Annotated in this window: 14 protein-coding genes; 7 read left to right on the top strand and 7 right to left on the bottom strand. The window is 62.0% G+C overall.

The window, feature by feature from the left end; all coding sequences use genetic code 11:
- Nucleotides 1–47: 47 nt before the first annotated feature.
- Nucleotides 48–1,364, top strand: coding sequence for a bifunctional DedA family/phosphatase PAP2 family protein (locus KVQ82_RS04635; protein ID WP_222018199.1), 1,317 nt, complete (start codon nucleotides 48–50; stop codon nucleotides 1,362–1,364).
- Nucleotides 1,365–1,483: 119 nt separating this feature from the next.
- On the opposite strand, the gene KVQ82_RS04630 is transcribed toward KVQ82_RS04635, so the two are convergent.
- Genes KVQ82_RS04630 through KVQ82_RS04620 form a run of 3 tightly spaced genes read right to left on the bottom strand, consistent with a single transcriptional unit; the run spans nucleotide 1,484 to nucleotide 3,163 of the window.
- Nucleotides 1,484–2,074 (bottom strand): LON peptidase substrate-binding domain-containing protein, encoded by a 591-nt coding sequence (locus tag KVQ82_RS04630; protein ID WP_007960613.1) that lies wholly within the window; start codon nucleotides 2,072–2,074, stop codon nucleotides 1,484–1,486.
- 10 nt (nucleotides 2,075–2,084) lie between these two features.
- Nucleotides 2,085–2,801: an LrgB family protein gene (locus tag KVQ82_RS04625; protein ID WP_007960614.1), complete on the bottom strand. Its 717-nt coding sequence runs from the start codon at nucleotides 2,799–2,801 to the stop codon at nucleotides 2,085–2,087.
- Nucleotides 2,801–3,163: a CidA/LrgA family protein gene (locus KVQ82_RS04620; protein WP_007960615.1), complete on the bottom strand. Its 363-nt coding sequence runs from the start codon at nucleotides 3,161–3,163 to the stop codon at nucleotides 2,801–2,803. The genes KVQ82_RS04625 and KVQ82_RS04620 overlap by 1 nt, the downstream gene beginning before the upstream one ends.
- A 180-nt stretch (nucleotides 3,164–3,343) precedes the next feature.
- Between KVQ82_RS04620 and KVQ82_RS04615 the strand changes: the two genes are divergently transcribed.
- The 3 genes from KVQ82_RS04615 (at nucleotide 3,344) to KVQ82_RS04605 (ending at nucleotide 6,306) form a co-directional block, all read left to right on the top strand.
- A complete protein-coding gene (locus KVQ82_RS04615; protein ID WP_003228575.1) occupies nucleotides 3,344–3,799 on the top strand; it encodes a MaoC family dehydratase in 456 nt (151 codons plus the stop codon).
- A 110-nt stretch (nucleotides 3,800–3,909) separates the two neighbouring features.
- Complete coding sequence (locus KVQ82_RS04610) at nucleotides 3,910–5,637, top strand: C13 family peptidase (protein WP_222018197.1); 1,728 nt, start codon at nucleotides 3,910–3,912, stop codon at nucleotides 5,635–5,637.
- A 27-nt stretch (nucleotides 5,638–5,664) separates the two neighbouring features.
- Nucleotides 5,665–6,306: an oxidoreductase gene (locus tag KVQ82_RS04605; RefSeq protein ID WP_095139170.1), complete on the top strand. Its 642-nt coding sequence runs from the start codon at nucleotides 5,665–5,667 to the stop codon at nucleotides 6,304–6,306.
- A gap of 134 nt (nucleotides 6,307–6,440) precedes the next feature.
- On the opposite strand, the gene KVQ82_RS04600 is transcribed toward KVQ82_RS04605, so the two are convergent.
- The 4 genes from KVQ82_RS04600 to KVQ82_RS04585 all read right to left on the bottom strand — a co-directional run bounded on the left by KVQ82_RS04600 (nucleotide 6,441) and on the right by KVQ82_RS04585 (nucleotide 10,802).
- Nucleotides 6,441–6,725 (bottom strand): YceK/YidQ family lipoprotein, encoded by a 285-nt coding sequence (locus KVQ82_RS04600; RefSeq protein WP_007968135.1) that lies wholly within the window; start codon nucleotides 6,723–6,725, stop codon nucleotides 6,441–6,443.
- Nucleotides 6,718–7,365 carry a flavin prenyltransferase UbiX gene (gene ubiX, locus KVQ82_RS04595; protein WP_007968137.1) on the bottom strand — a complete coding sequence of 216 codons (648 nt, stop codon included), beginning with the start codon at nucleotides 7,363–7,365 and terminating at the stop codon, nucleotides 6,718–6,720. Before ubiX ends, KVQ82_RS04600 begins: the two co-directional genes overlap by 8 nt.
- The gene (gene mpl, locus KVQ82_RS04590) at nucleotides 7,362–8,711 is read right to left on the bottom strand and encodes a UDP-N-acetylmuramate:L-alanyl-gamma-D-glutamyl-meso-diaminopimelate ligase (protein WP_222018195.1); all 1,350 of its coding nucleotides are present in this window, start codon (nucleotides 8,709–8,711) and stop codon (nucleotides 7,362–7,364) included. The genes ubiX and mpl overlap by 4 nt, the downstream gene beginning before the upstream one ends.
- Nucleotides 8,712–8,888: 177 nt before the next feature.
- On the bottom strand, nucleotides 8,889–10,802 hold the full coding sequence (locus tag KVQ82_RS04585) for a sigma-54-dependent Fis family transcriptional regulator (RefSeq protein WP_222018193.1): 1,914 nt from the start codon (nucleotides 10,800–10,802) through the stop codon (nucleotides 8,889–8,891).
- A gap of 463 nt (nucleotides 10,803–11,265) precedes the next feature.
- On the opposite strand from KVQ82_RS04585, the gene KVQ82_RS04580 reads away from it, so the two are divergent.
- From KVQ82_RS04580 to KVQ82_RS04570, 3 genes are all read left to right on the top strand, one after another.
- A complete protein-coding gene (locus KVQ82_RS04580; RefSeq protein ID WP_047296830.1) occupies nucleotides 11,266–12,786 on the top strand; it encodes an aldehyde dehydrogenase family protein in 1,521 nt (506 codons plus the stop codon).
- A gap of 232 nt (nucleotides 12,787–13,018) precedes the next feature.
- The gene (gene eat / locus KVQ82_RS04575) at nucleotides 13,019–14,389 is read left to right on the top strand and encodes an ethanolamine permease (RefSeq protein ID WP_041064957.1); all 1,371 of its coding nucleotides are present in this window, start codon (nucleotides 13,019–13,021) and stop codon (nucleotides 14,387–14,389) included.
- A gap of 163 nt (nucleotides 14,390–14,552) precedes the next feature.
- Nucleotides 14,553–15,947, top strand: coding sequence for an ethanolamine ammonia-lyase subunit EutB (locus tag KVQ82_RS04570; protein WP_222018191.1), 1,395 nt, complete (start codon nucleotides 14,553–14,555; stop codon nucleotides 15,945–15,947).
- The last annotated feature ends 4 nt before the right edge of the window (nucleotides 15,948–15,951 follow it).

Here is a 15,951-nt window from a genome sequence, read left to right as displayed (position 1 = left end):
CTGCGGCAGCTCCTACAGGGATCATCAATGGTTTGGAGTTTTTTGGTATGGGCCCATGGCTCGATAGCGTAACCGGATGGCTGGCGGCCAATCCGCAGTGGCTGGCCGCTGCAGTGTTTATCGTCGCATTCGTGGAGTGTCTGGCCATTGCCGGAATAATCGTGCCTGGCACCGTGCTGTTGTTTGCCGTGGCCGTACTGGCCGGCAGCGGTGCACTGTCGTTGAGTGAAACCCTGCTGCTGGGCTTCCTCGGCGGGATTCTGGGCGATGCGGTGTCGTATTACCTGGGCCGCCATTTCCACCAGAACATCCGCCGCCTGCCGGGTCTGCGCCACCATCCGGAATGGATGGCCGGGGCTGAAACCTACTTCCAGCGTTACGGCATCGCCAGTCTGCTGGTCGGGCGCTTCATCGGTCCGCTGCGGCCGATGCTACCGATGGTCGCCGGGATGTGCGACATGCCGTTTGCACGTTTTGCCGCCGTCAGCCTGCTGGCGGCGGCCGGCTGGAGCGTCGCCTACCTGCTGCCGGGCTGGGCCACCGGCGCGGCGATCCGCTTGCCGCTGCCGGAAGGTTTCTGGCTGCAGGCCGGCATCGTCGCCGCCAGTATCGCAGTGATGGTCGGCCTGAGCGTCAACAGCAGCTTGCGCCAGCATCGCCGGGCGACGATCTGGATCAGCAGCATGAGCCTGTTGATTCTGATCGGGCTGTTTATTGGCTATCCGTACCTGCACGCCCTCGATCAGGGCGTGATGACCCTGGTGCAGGAGCATCGCCAGCCAATGCTCGATGAAATCGCGGTGACGTTCACCCTGATCGGTGAATTCCGCAACATGCTGATGTTCAGCGCCCTGCTCACCGGTCTGTTGCTGCTGTGCCGGCAATGGCGCCAGGCAATCTTTGCCGGTGGCGTGCTGCTGTGCACCGCGCTCCTCAATACCGTCACCAAACAGTTTTTCGCCCGGGTCCGCCCGGAGGTGCTGACCGATCCACTGACCAGCTACAGCATGCCCAGCGGCCATGCCTCCGGTTCCTTTGCGCTGTTTCTGGTGCTGGCGGTTCTCGCCGGTCGCGGACAACCGCCGCGCATGCGTCTGACCTGGCTGCTGCTCGGCTGCATTCCGGCGCTGTCGATTGCTTTGTCGCGAGTCTATCTGGGCGCGCATTGGCCGACAGATATTCTGGCGGGTGCGATGCTGGCGGCATGCGTGTGTGCGGCGGGCTTGTGGCTGAGTCAGCGCAAGGCGCCGCTCAATGCCATGCCGTTCAAGGTCTGGTGGCTGATTCTGCCGGCACTGCTGGTGCTGTTCAGCCTGTTCGTTCTGCGGCATTTGCCGGACACGATGTTGCGTTACGCTTATTGAGAAGCAAAAGATCGCAGCCTGCGGCAGCTCCTACAGGGTTTTGATTTCACATGCGCACGATGGCGCGGGTATGAAATGAATCTCATGTAGGAGCTGCCGCAGGCTGCGATCTTTTTCGCTCAGGCGAACAGCTCACCCTGAAGCTCATCAAGCAGCGCCTGGATCGCATCCAGTCGCTGCTGCGGATCGTCGAGTTGCAGCAGGTCGATCTTGTCTTCTTCGGCGAACGGCAACAGATACGCCAGTTGATTGGCCAGCGACTGCTGCCCCAGCGCTTCGGTGCCCATGTTCAGCGCCTCGACCATCGGGTGCTCGGCCAAGGCCTTGAGCAGCGCCACCAGATCGGCGTCTTCGTCCTGCAGCGGTTGCTCCGGCTCATCGTCCAGCCATTCGACGTCGGCGAGGATCAACTGATCGCGCTGCACCTCTGTGCGCAACACCTGAAAACGCCGGCCGCCCTGCACGCGGATCCCGAGCAGGCCGTTGTCCTGTTGCTGAAAATCGGTGATCCGCGCCTCGCAGCCGACCAGGGCAAAGCCTTCGGGCGCGACGCCGACTTCGTGGCCGTCGAGGATGCACACTACGCCGAAACCGCCACCCTGTTTCATGCAGCGGCCGATCATGTCCAGGTAGCGCGCCTCGAAGATCTGCAAGTCAAGGTTGCAGCCGGGAAACAGCACTGTGTTCAGCGGGAAAAGCGGCAGACTCATAGACATTTCCTTAGACCACCATCGACACCGCCAACGGCAGGAACACCGCCGTGGCCACGCCCATCAGACTCATCGCCAGCGCCGCGAAGGCGCCGCACTCATCGCTTTCCTGCAGCGCCACCGAGGTGCCGACCGCGTGTGCGGTCATGCCCAGCGCCATGCCCCGCGCTTCAGGACTGTGCACGCCGAGCCGGGTCAGCAACGCCGGGCCGAAGATCGCGCCAATCACCCCGGTGATCAACACGAACACCGCCGCCAGCGCCGCCACACCACCGATCTGCTCGGCCACCAGCATCGCAATCGGCGAAGTCACCGACTTTGGCGCCATGGTCATCAAAATCATGTGCTCGGCGCCGAACCACCAGCCGAGCAACACGCCCATGCCCGTGGCGACTACCCCGCCTATCACCAGCGTAGTAAAAATCGGCCAGAACAATTGGCGGATGCGCTTGAGGTTCAGATACAACGGCACCGCCAACGCCACCGTCGCCGGGCCCAATAGAATGCTGAGGATTTCGGTGCTCTTGCGGTACTCGGCGTAGGTCAGGCCGCAGCCGACCAGCACGCCGATCACCAACAGCATGGAGACCAGCACCGGCTGCAGAAAGATCCAGCGGGTTTTCTCGAACGCCGCCAGCACCAGTTGATAGGCACCGAGGGTGATGCCGATGCCGAACAGCGGATGATGAATGACCGAAGCCCAGGCACCTTGCCAATCGAAGAGCATCAAGCGTCCTCCGAGTTCGGTGCGTGACGCTTGACCAGGCGTTGCATCAGCACCCCGGCGAAGGCCATCGACAGAATCAACGACAGCACCAGCGCGCCGACAATTGCCCAGAAGTCAGCGGCAATGTCGCTCGCATACACCATCACGCCCACCGCCGGTGGCACCAGCAGCAACGGCAGATAACGCAACAGGCTGCCGGCGGCGAGGTTCAGCGGCTCGCCGACTTCACCGCGAATGATCAGGAACACCAGCAACAGCAACAGACCGATGATCGGCCCCGGCAGCACCGGCAACAGCAAATGGTTGAGTGCCGTGCCGAGCAGTTGAAACAGCACCAGCATGGTCAGGCCACGTAACAACATCAGACATCTCCCCCCGCAAGTCGTCGGCATTATAAGCACGGCGGCGCTATGGATCGGCATTCGCCAAAAGCATGGTCGGTTGACCGGAGCAAAACGCCATGATGATCTACAGTGGTTCGCAGGGCGGTCAAATCCCCCACCTGAAAAACTATAAAACCGATGAACCCAAGGAGAGTCTCAATGCCCTATGTTCCCGTTGCAGAGCTCAAAGATTATGTCGGCAAGGAACTCGGACGTTCCGAATGGCTCACCATCGATCAGGAGCGCATCAACCTGTTCGCCGAAGCCACCGGGGATTATCAGTTCATCCATGTCGATCCGGTCAAAGCCGCGCAAACGCCTTTTGGCAGCACCATTGCTCACGGTTTCCTGTCGCTGTCGCTGATCCCGAAACTGATGGAAGACATCCTCGTGCTGCCGCAAGGCCTGAAGATGGTGGTCAATTACGGTCTGGACAGCGTGCGTTTCATCCAGCCGGTGAAGGTCAATTCAAAAGTGCGCCTGAAAGTCGACCTGGCCGAAGTGACCGAGAAAAAACCCGGTCAATGGCTGCTCAAGGCCACCGCGACGCTTGAGATAGAAGGCTCGGACAAACCCGCCTATATCGCCGAACCGCTGTCGCTCTGCTTCGTTTAAGTCACCGGATGCGAAACAGCGCACGCTGTTTCGCATCCGCGCTGTTTTCCCGGCTGTATAAGGTCACATGGCTGCGGCATACTCGGTCGCCTAATTGCCCGGATCCCGCTATGCGCCCACTCGCTTCTCTTGCACCCCTTGCCCTGACCCTGATGCTCACCGCGTGCGGCGACGGCGAATCGCTGCTGCCCCCGGATGCACGCCTGCCGGACGGCGGACGCTATCGCGGTGAACTGGTGAACGGCTTGCTGCAAGGCCAGGGCCGCGTCGACTATCCCAACGGCAGTTGGTACGCCGGGCAGTTCGACAAGGGCCAATGGCATGGCCAGGGCGAATGGCACGGCAGCAACGGCGAGGTTTATCGCGGCCAGTTCCAGCAGGGCCTGTTCGACGGCCAAGGCAGTCTGACCACCAACGCCAGCAGTTACACCGGCGGTTTCAAGCAGGGCCGACGCGATGGCGAAGGCACGCTGAAAGAAAACGGCATGACCTACCGTGGCGAGTTCAAGGCTGACCAGTATTCCGGGCTGGGGCGTCTGGAAATGGACGACGGCAGCGCCTATCAGGGCCAGTTCGCCCACGGCAAACCCAACGGCGAAGGCCAGCGCGGCGATGCCAGCGGCAACACCTTCAGCGGCCATTTCGTCAACGGCCAGCTCGAAGGCAATGGCACGTTCAACAGTGCCGATGGCGACATCTATGTCGGCGGGTTCAAGAACAGCCAACTGCACGGCAAGGGCCGCTATGAAAACGCCGACGGCGACGTGTGGCTCGGCCAGTTCAAGGAAGGCGCGCTGACCGGCAAGGGCGAATTGATCGGCGCCGACGGCAGCCACTACATCGGCTATTTCAATGACTGGCGCTTCAGCGGGCAGGGCCGCCTGAACCTGTCTGACGGCAGCTTCTACATCGGCGAGTTCGACAGCGACAGCTACGCCGGGCGCGGCACCCTGGTGCTGACCGACGGCACCGTACTCAGCGGCACCTGGATCAACGGCCAGCGCGTGCGTGACGCCGACGGCAAGCTGCTGCCCGACACCCTCGAACTCGGTCTGCTGGCCCAGGGCCGCCTGCTCGATAACGCGCTGGCCGCCGTGCCCGCCTCGACCCCGGCGGTGGAGCTGTACACCCTGACCCTCGGTGGCGACGGCAAGCAAAGCGTGTTCCTGCGCGAGTCCGACTACGTCGCCAACATGCTCACCACACGTTTCGGCGCTTACGGCCAGATTCGTCTGGTCAACCACCGTGACCACCTCACCGACCGGCCAATGGCCACCCGCGAAAACCTGCGCCGCGCCGCGCAGACCCTGGCCGAGCGCAGCGGCCCGGAAGACCTGGTGTTCATCTACCTGACCAGCCACGGCACCGCCGAACACGAGCTGGTGCTCGATCAGCCGCGCATGGAGCTGGCCGATCTACCCGCCGACGAACTCGCCGCCGTGCTCGCGCCACTGAAAAATCGCGACAAGGTGATCGTGATTTCATCGTGCTATTCCGGTGGTTTCATCCCCGCGCTGAAAGATGAGCGCACCCTGATCATGACCGCCTCGCGCGCCGACCGCGTGTCGTTCGGTTGCTCGGAAGAAGCCAACTTCACCTACTTCGGCGACGCCCTGTTCGCTCAGGCGCTGAACCAGACCGACGATCTGGAGCAAGCCTTCAAACTGGCCAAGGCCACCGTCGCCGAGCGCGAACTGGCGGACAACTTCGAAGCCTCGGAGCCGCAGATCTGGGCACCGAAAACCGTGCTGGCGCACTGGCAACTGCTGCGTAAGCAGCAGGCCAGAAAAGCGTTGCAGAGTGCTGCGTTGAACGACGGAGCCACAAACAGCAACTAAGCTGAACAGTATCAAGGGAGAAACACTATGTACTTGACGCCTCAGCACGTATTGCTTGCCGGAGCCACCGGACTGACCGGTGAGCACCTGCTCGACCGTTTGCTCAACGAGCCGACGATCACCCGCGTGCTCGCCCCGTCCCGCCGGCCACTGGCGGAACATCCGCACCTGGAAAACCCGGTGGGCGACCCGCAGGCGTTTCTGCCGCAACTCAGTGGGCGCGTCGATATCGCCTATTGCTGCCTCGGCACCACGATCAAACAGGCGGGTTCCGAAGCCGCTTTCCGCGCGGTGGATCTGGACATGGTGGTGGCCTTCGCCAAACGCGCACGAGAGATGGGCGCGCGGCACTTGATCGTGATCAGTGCGCTGGGCGCCGATCCGAAATCGTCGATTTTCTACAACCGTGTCAAAGGCGAGATGGAGCAGGCATTGCGCGCGCAGGACTGGCCGCAACTGACCATCTGCCGACCATCGCTGTTGCTGGGCGATCGCACCGAGCCGCGCCTGGGCGAACAACTGGCCGCGCCGTTTTCCAAACTGATCCCCGGTAAATACCGCGGCATCGAAGCCTGCCAACTGGCCCGCGCTATGTGGCGTCTGGCGCTGGAAGAACAGGATGGGGTGCGGGTGGTTGAGTCGGATGAGCTGCGCAAGCTCGGCAAATAGTTTTGTGGTGTCTGGGCTGGCCTCTTCGCGGGCAAGCCCGCTCCCACAGTAGTCTTCAGCGAACACAGATTTAGCGCACGACTCAATCCCTGTGGGAGCGTGGCTTGCCCGCGAATGGAGTGCGCAGCACTCCCCTACAATCCACCCGTCGCCTGAAACCCAACGCCGATCACGGTCAGCAACGACAGCGGCAACAGCAGCGTATCGAGCAACGCACTCGCCGGCAGGTCCACCCCCGGATAACTCGGCGCCTCAGCACCGAAGCGATCCATCGCACAGCACCCGCCATTCATCGCGTACAAATCCAGGCGTGTCCCGGAATACACCACCGGCGCCCCCGGCTTGGCGGCATCCAGCGTGCGCGCGGTGGCGCAGCCGGCCAGTTGCAGCGCCAGCGCAATCACCAACAGCTTATTCATCGCTGCTCAGATGATGCTCGCCCCAACGCGGCAGCATGTCCTGCGGAATGCCCAACAGATTGAGAATCCGCGCGACGACGAAATCGATCAGGTCGTCGATGGTCTGCGGCTGGTGATAGAAACCCGGCGAGGCCGGCAGGATGGTCACGCCCATGTTCGACAACTTGAGCATGTGCTCCAGATGAATACTCGAATACGGCGCCTCGCGCGGTACCAGAATCAACTGGCGCCGCTCCTTCAAGGTGACGTCCGCCGCGCGCTCGATCAGGTTGTTGCACGCGCCCGTGGCAATCGCCGACAAGGTACCCGTGGAACACGGCACCACCACCATCGCCGCTGGTGCGCCGGAGCCCGAGGCCACCGGCGACATCCAGTCTTCCTTGCCGTACACACGGATCTGCCCGGCGGCGGCCCCGGTGTACTCGGTGAGAAACGCCTGCATCATCTGCGGCTTGGGCGGCAGCGTGACATCGGTCTCGGTGGCCATCACCAGCTGCGCAGCCTTGGAGATCAGGAAGTGCACTTCACGATCTTCGCGCACCAGGCAATCGAGCAGGCGCAAACCATACTGCGCGCCGGACGCGCCGGTCATCGCCAGCGTGATGCGTTCCGGACCGCCGCTCTGGGCGAACGTGTTCATTGCAGTGCCTCGGCGAGCTTGCCGTGCAGGCCGCCGAAGCCGCCGTTGCTCATGATCACCACGTGGGTGCCGGGTTGCGCCTGACTCTTCACCCGCTCGATGATGCCTTCGAGCGAATCGCTGACAATCGACGGCACGCTGCACAGCGCCGCGGTGGCTGCCAGATCCCAACCGAGGTTGGCCGGGGCATACCAGATCACCTGATCGGCATCGACCACGCTGTCCGGCAGACCGTCACGGTGCGCGCCGAGCTTCATCGAGTTGGAGCGCGGTTCGATGATCGCGATCAGCGGTGCGTCGCCGATGCGCTTGCGCAAACCGTCGAGGGTGGTGGCGATGGCCGTCGGGTGGTGGGCGAAGTCGTCGTAGATGGTGATGCCGCGCACTTCGGCGACCTTCTCCATTCGGCGCTTGACGTTCTTGAACGCGCTCAGCCCGGCAATACCCATCGCAGGCACCACGCCGACATGCCGCGCCGCGGCCAGAGCAGCCAAGGCGTTGGCCACGTTGTGCTGGCCGGTCAATTCCCATTCAACAGTGCCTTGGGACTCACCTTCGAACATCACTTCGAACGCCGAGCCGTCGTCCTTGAGCAACTTGACCTGCCACTGACCGCCGGCACCGGTGGTTTGCACCGGAGTCCAGCAGCCCATTTCGATCACGCGCTGCAAGGCCGGCTCGGTGGTCGGATGGATCACCAGACCTTCACTCGGAATAGTCCGCACCAAGTGGTGGAACTGCCGCTCGATGGCCGGCAGATCGGGGAAGATGTCCGCGTGATCGAACTCAAGGTTGTTAAGGATCGCAGTGCGCGGACGGTAGTGGACAAACTTCGAACGCTTGTCGAAGAAGGCGCTGTCGTACTCGTCAGCCTCGATCACGAAAAACGGCGTACCGCCCAGACGGGCCGACACCGAAAAATTCTGCGGCACGCCGCCAATCAGGAACCCCGGGCTCATGCCGGCGTGTTCCAGCACCCAGGCGAGCATGCTGCTGGTGGTGGTCTTGCCGTGCGTACCGGCCACCGCCAGCACCCAGCGCCCTTGCAGCACGTGATCGGCCAGCCATTGCGGGCCGGAGACGTACGGCAGGCCTTTGTTCAGCACATATTCCACCGCCGGGTTGCCGCGCGACATGGCATTGCCGATCACCACCAGATCCGGTGCCGGATCGAGCTGGGCCGGGTCGTAGCCTTGGGTCAGCTGAATGCCCTGGGCCTCAAGCTGCGTGCTCATCGGCGGATAGACGTTGGCGTCGGAGCCGGTCACGTGATGGCCCAGCTCTTTGGCCAGAACCGCCATCGAGCCCATGAAAGTCCCGCAGATACCCAGAATATGAATGTGCATAGTCGACCTCGTAAAACATGGCCGCAGGTTAGCGCAGGGAGGGGGAAATCGCACTCTTTAGCTGATCACCATCACCCCACCCGTAGGTGCTGACGAGTACAACGAGGCTGCGATCTTTTGATCCTGTAAAGAACAAGATCAAAAGATCGCAGCCTTCGGCAGCTCCTGCGGGGGGATTTATGCGGTTCGGGCGATACCGTGTTTACGCAGCTTTCTGTAGAGGGTGTTGCGGCTGACCCCGAGCTGCTGCGCGGTCTGGGTCATGTGCCAGCGCGTTTGCTCCAGCGCATTGAGCAACGCCAGACGTTCGGCGTCCTCCAGCGGATGCTCGGACTCAGCCGCCCTCAGCTCCAACGGCGGCCGCGCCTGGCGAATCATCGCCGGCAAATCGTCCAGCCCGATCCGCCCTTCATCGCACAACGCCGCCAGCGTGCGCAGAACATTGCGCAACTGCCGCACGTTGCCCGGCCAGTTGAACGCCAGCAACGCCTGACGGGCCGCCTCGTCAATCACGATTGTCTCGCCGCCGGCCTCCTCGGCCAGCAGGAAATCCAGCAACTGCGATTTATCACTGCGTTCGCGCAGCGCCGGCAGCGCAACTTCGAGGCCATTGAGCCGGTAATACAGGTCTTCACGGAAGCTGCCGTCTTCGACCCGCTCCAGCAGATGGCGGTGCGTGGCGCTGATGATCCGCACGTTGACCGCCTCCGGTTCGCCGCCGATCGGCACCACCTGCCGGTCTTCCAGCACTCGTAACAACCGGGTCTGCAACGCCAGTGGCATGTCACCGATTTCATCGAGAAACAAGGTGCCGCCATCGGCCTGCTGCAACTTGCCGCGCATGCCATCCTTGCGCGCGCCAGTGAAACTGCCACCGCGATAACCGAACAGCTCGCTCTCGATCAGGCTCTCGGGGATCGCCGCACAGTTGAGGGCGACGAAGGCTTTGTTGGCGCGCTGGCTGGCGTGATGCACAGCTTTGGCGAAGGCTTCCTTGCCTGAGCCGGTTTCGCCATTGATCAGCAGCGGCACGTCGCGCTCGAATACCCGCAGCGCCTTGCGAAAATCCGCTTGCAGCGCGGCGTCACCGAGGCAGATGCCCGCCAGTGGCTGAGCTTTGGCCACGACCGGGGCCGGCATGATCTTCGCCGGTTTGCGCGACTCGCCACGCAGCAAGGCAAACAGATGCCGCCCATCGCGGGTGCGCAGCGGCCAACTGGCGCTGGCATTGGCGCTGGCGCGACCGAGCAGCTCATCCAGCGAACAATCGAAAAACGCCTCGACCGGTTTGCCGAGCAAACCACCGCGAATATGCCCGAGCAGGTTCAGCGCGCTCTGGTTGACCGCGCTGATCCGCCCTTCCCCGTCAAACGCCAGCAGCCCTTCGCTGAACAGTCCGACCGATTCGGCCTGCAAGTGAAAACGCAACAGCCATTGGTTATCGAAGCAGCGCAGGAAATAGCAGCTCTCGATCATCTTCGCCGACAGATTGACCAGCGCCATGGTGTGGAACTGGCTCTGGCGCGAAACGTCGTGGCGCGCCGAGGATACGTCGAGCACCGCCAGCAATTCGCCGTGCGGGTCGAACACCGGGCTCGCCGAGCAGGTCAGGCCGGTGTGGCGACCGCGAAAGTGTTCGTCCTGGTGGATGGTCAGCGCTTGGCGCTCGACCAGGCAAGTGCCGATGCCGTTGGTGCCTTCGCAGGCTTCGCTCCAGTCGGCGCCGAGCCAGAGCCCGGCACGTTCGAATATCTTGCGCTCGGCGGGTGCGGTGACGCAGTTGAGGATCACCCCGCGCGCGTCGGTCAGCAGCACCGCATGACCGGCGCCGGACAGTTGTTGATGCAGGCTGCTCATTTCATTGCCGGCGATTTGCAACACCTGTTGCAGACGCTCGCGGCTTTCAAGGACGCGCCCATGTTCGAGCACCGTAGGCGCCATGGTCAGGGCCGGATCGAGGTGGTAGTCCTCAAGACAGCGCAGCCACGAGCGGGCAATCGACGGATCGGCACCCGGCCCGTGCAGGTGCGGCTTGCCCTGACTGACGGTGAGAACCTGCTGGGCATGGCGACTCAAATGGTTGTCGTGCATTTCTTATTATTCTCCCCGAGATCAGTGCCGCCTCTTTATTGGCTGGCACATACCTTGTGGTGAGGGGATTTATCCCCGATCGGCTGCGCAGCAGTCGTAAATCCGGCATACGCGGTGAATCTGAGTCGCCACAATTTTTTATTGGGGCTGCTTCGCAACCCATCGGGGATAAATCCCCTCACCACAAGGGTGCATCTGGGCAATTGGCAGTCAGCATCCTCCAGCCATCGACGCATTGCAATGCTGGCTAGACCAGCCGGTCACAGGCTGTGCCAAAAGCGATACAAACTGTCACCCCCTCTGTACCGAAACCATCACAGGCTGCGTCCGCCCGTCCGACACAAACCACGCAAGGCCTTGATTTGCCTGCCTTGCACGGCAATGGCCCGACCTTTGCTCTACGCTTATAGCAAGCGCACTTGCGCGTTTCTCTAATAAGTACAAAGCCAAGGAGAACAACATCATGCGTTACGCTCACCCCGGTACTGAAGGCGCCAAAGTCTCGTTCAAGAGCAAGTACGGTAACTACATCGGCGGCGAGTTCGTCGCGCCTGTCAAAGGTCAGTACTTCACCAATACCTCGCCAGTGAATGGCCAGCCGATTGCCGAATTCCCCCGCTCCACTGCCGAAGACATCGACAAGGCACTGGACGCCGCCCACGCCGCTGCCGACGCGTGGGGCGCGACCTCAGTGCAGGCGCGCTCGCTGATCCTGCTGAAAATCGCCGACCGCATCGAGCAGAACCTCGAAACCCTGGCGATCACCGAAACCTGGGACAACGGCAAAGCCATCCGCGAAACCCTCAACGCCGACATCCCGCTGGCGGCCGACCACTTCCGCTACTTCGCCGGGTGCCTGCGCGCTCAGGAAGGCAGCGCGGCCGAAATCGACGGCAACACCGTGGCCTATCACATCCACGAACCGCTGGGCGTGGTTGGCCAGATCATCCCGTGGAACTTCCCGCTGCTGATGGCCGCATGGAAACTCGCCCCGGCACTGGCCGCCGGCAACTGCGTGGTGCTCAAACCCGCCGAGCAGACGCCGCTGGGCATCTGCGTGCTGATGGAGCTGATCGGAGATCTGCTGCCACCGGGCGTGCTCAACGTGGTGCAAGGCTTCGGCAAAGAAGCCGGCGAAGCACTGGCCACCAGCAAACGCATCGCCAAGATCGCCTTCACCGGCTCGACCCCGGTCGGCTCGCACATCATGAAATGCGCCGCCGAGAACATCATTCCTTCCACCGTGGAACTGGGCGGCAAGTCGCCGAACATCTTCTTCGAAGACATCATGCAGGCCGAGCCGAGCTTCATCGAGAAGGCTGCCGAAGGTCTGGTGCTGGCGTTCTTCAACCAGGGCGAAGTCTGCACCTGCCCGTCCCGTGCCCTGGTGCAGGAATCGATCTATGACGAATTCATGCAAGCGGTGATGAAGAAAGTCAGCCAGATCAAACGCGGCGACCCGCTGGACACCGACACCATGGTCGGCGCTCAGGCGTCCGAGCAGCAATTCGACAAGATCCTGTCGTATCTGGAAATCGCCAAGGGCGAAGGTGCCGAACTGCTGACCGGTGGCCAGGTGGAAAAACTCGAGGGCAATCTGGCGACCGGCTATTACATCCAGCCGACCCTGCTCAAGGGCACCAACAAAATGCGCGTGTTCCAGGAAGAAATCTTCGGCCCGGTGGTGAGCATCACCACCTTCAAGGACGAAGCCGAAGCCCTGGCGATCGCCAACGACACCGAGTTCGGCCTCGGTGCCGGCCTGTGGACCCGCGACATCAACCGCGCCTATCGCATGGGCCGCGCGATCAAGGCCGGTCGCGTGTGGACCAACTGCTATCACCTGTACCCGGCGCACGCCGCGTTCGGCGGGTACAAGAAGTCCGGCGTCGGTCGTGAAACCCACAAGATGATGCTCGATCACTATCAGCAGACAAAAAACCTGCTGGTGAGCTACGACATCAATCCGTTGGGCTTCTTCTAAAACCCGGGGCAACACAGATGTTTCTGTGTTGCCCTCCCAATAGCTATCGCTGGCTTGCCAGCGATGGCGTCCTAAATGACACGACACAAGGCCTGGCCGCTCTGGCACGGCACTTGCGTACCCGTCATTCAGGTTTTGCAAAAAAACTGCCGCTGCGTGAACAGCTTCCATCCACCTCAACCGCTGCACCCGAAAGTCCAACAGATCGAACAATAAAAAACAGAGAGGACTTATGACTTCCACCACACAGCTCAAACCCACACTCGGCACCCTGCACCTCTGGGGCATTGCCGTCGGCCTGGTGATTTCCGGCGAATACTTCGGCTGGAGTTACGGCTGGGGCACGGCCGGCACCCTCGGATTTCTGGTCACGGCGCTGATGGTCGCGACCATGTACACCTGCTTCATCTTCAGTTTTACCGAACTGACCACCGCGATTCCCCACGCGGGCGGGCCGTTTGCCTACAGCCGCCGAGCGTTCGGCGAAAAAGGCGGGTTGATCGCCGGCATCGCCACGCTGATCGAATTCGTCTTTGCCCCACCGGCGATTGCCATGGCCATCGGCGCCTACCTCAACGTGCAGTATCCGGGACTCGACCCGAAAATCGCGGCGGTCGGCGCGTATTTCGTATTCATGACCCTGAACATCCTCGGTGTCAGCATCGCCGCCACCTTTGAACTGGTGGTCACGGTGCTGGCGGTCGCTGAATTGCTGGTGTTCATGGGCGTGGTTGCGCCGGGCTTCAGCTTCAGTAACTTCGTACTCAACGGCTGGTCGGGCGCCAACGAGTTCACACTGGGTTCGATCCCCGGGATCTTCGCAGCGATCCCGTTCGCCATCTGGTTCTTCCTCGCCATCGAAGGCGCGGCCATGGCCGCCGAAGAAGCCAAGGATCCGAAACGCACGATTCCCAGGGCCTATGTCAGCGGCATTCTGACTCTGGTATTCCTCGCCATCGGCGTGATGGTGATGGCCGGCGGCGTCGGCGACTGGCGCCAGCTGTCGAACATCAACGATCCACTGCCGCAGGCGATGAAAGCGGTGGTCGGCAACAACTCCTCGTGGATGCACATGCTGGTGTGGATCGGCCTGTTTGGCCTGGTGGCGAGTTTCCACGGGATCATCCTCGGCTACTCGCGACAGTTCTTTGCCCTCGCCCGCGCCGGTTACCTGCCGAAAAGCCTGGCCAAGCTGTCGCGCTTCCAGACCCCGCACAGGGCGATTCTGGCCGGTGGTGTGGTTGGCATCGCGGCGATCTACAGCGACGGCCTGGTCAACCTGCAAGGCATGACCCTGACCGCCGCGATGATCACCATGTCGGTGTTCGGCGCAATCGTGATGTACATCATCAGCATGCTCAGCCTGTTCAAACTGCGCAAAACCGAACCGAACCTGGAACGCACCTTCCGCGCCCCGGGCTACCCGGTGGTGCCGGCGATTGCGTTGTTTCTGGCGGTGGTGTGCCTGGTGGCGATGGCGTGGTTCAACACGCTGATCGGCTGCGTGTTCCTCGGCTTCATGGCCGCTGGCTACCTGTACTTCCAGCTGACCGCCAAACAACGCGCCGACGCCCCGGCAGACGCTATGCTCGAAGGTATCTGACTGCCTTATAAAAGTGCACAGCGCCCATCCAGGCACTGTGCTGGAACCCTGTAGGAGCTGCGGAAGGCTGTGATCTTTTGATCTTGTTTTTAGACAATCAAAGTCAAAAGATCGCCGCCTGCGGCAGCTCCTACAGGGGGTTTATCGTTTACAGGAGGATATTGTGGCCGCATTTGCCCATTCCGTCGGCGCCCAGACCTATCGCTTCGACAGCCTCAAGGACGTCATGGCCAAAGCCAGCCCGGCGCGCTCGGGAGACTTCCTGGCTGGCGTTGCCGCGCTCAACGACGGTGAACGCGTGGCCGCGCAAATGGCGCTGGCCGACATCCCGCTCACGCATTTTCTGCAGGAAGCGCTGATTCCCTACGAGACCGATGAAGTCACCCGACTGATCATCGATACCCATGACAAACAGGCCTTTGCCGTGGTCAGCCACCTCACCGTCGGTGGTTTCCGTGACTGGCTGCTCAGCGATGTGGCGGACGAAACCAGCCTGCGCAAGCTCGCCCCCGGCCTGACCCCGGAAATGGTCGCCGCCGTGTCGAAAATCATGCGCGTGCAGGATCTGGTGCTGGTGGCGCAGAAGATTCGCGTGGTAACGAAGTTTCGCGGCACCCTGGGCTTACGCGGACGCCTGTCGACCCGCCTGCAACCGAACCATCCGACCGACGAGCCGTCCGGCATCGCCGCGAGCATTCTCGACGGCCTGCTTTATGGCAACGGCGACGCGATGATCGGCATCAACCCGGCCACCGACAGCATCGCCTCGATCTGCGCGATGCTGGAAATGCTCGACGCGATCATCCAGCGCTACGACATTCCGACTCAGGCCTGTGTGCTGACCCACGTCACCACCTCGATCGAAGCGATCAATCGTGGTGTGCCGCTGGATCTGGTGTTCCAGTCGATCGCCGGCACCGAAGCGGCGAACGCCAGTTTCGGCATCAACCTGAATGTATTGCAGGAAGGCTATGACGCGGGGCTGAGCCTGAAGCGCGGCACCCTCGGGCAGAACCTGATGTATTTCGAGACCGGTCAGGGCAGCGCGCTGTCGGCCAACGCCCACCACGGTATCGACCAGCAGACCTGCGAAACCCGGGCCTACGCCGTCGCGCGGCACTTCAAGCCGTTTCTGGTGAACACCGTGGTCGGCTTTATCGGCCCGGAATATCTGTACAACGGCAAGCAGATCATCCGCGCCGGCCTCGAAGATCATTTCTGCGGCAAGTTGCTCGGCGTGCCGATGGGTTGCGACATCTGCTACACCAACCACGCCGAAGCCGATCAGGATGATATGGACACCTTGCTGACGTTGCTCGGTGTCGCCGGGATCAACTTCATCATGGGCATTCCCGGTTCCGACGACATCATGCTCAACTACCAGACCACCTCGTTCCACGATGCGCTCTACGCCCGTCAGACTTTGGGCCTGAAACCGGCGCCGGAGTTCGAGCAATGGCTGGCGAACATGGGTATTTTCACCCAGGCGGACGGCAAGGTTCGCTTTGGCAACAACCTGCCGCCGGCCTTCCGCCAGGCGCTGGCGCAACTGGGATGAGTGT

Origin of the sequence: Pseudomonas sp. AO-1, assembly GCF_019775695.1 — a bacterium.
GTDB lineage: Bacteria > Pseudomonadota > Gammaproteobacteria > Pseudomonadales > Pseudomonadaceae > Aquipseudomonas > Aquipseudomonas parakoreensis.
This window is presented reverse-complemented; position numbering and strand designations above follow the sequence as displayed.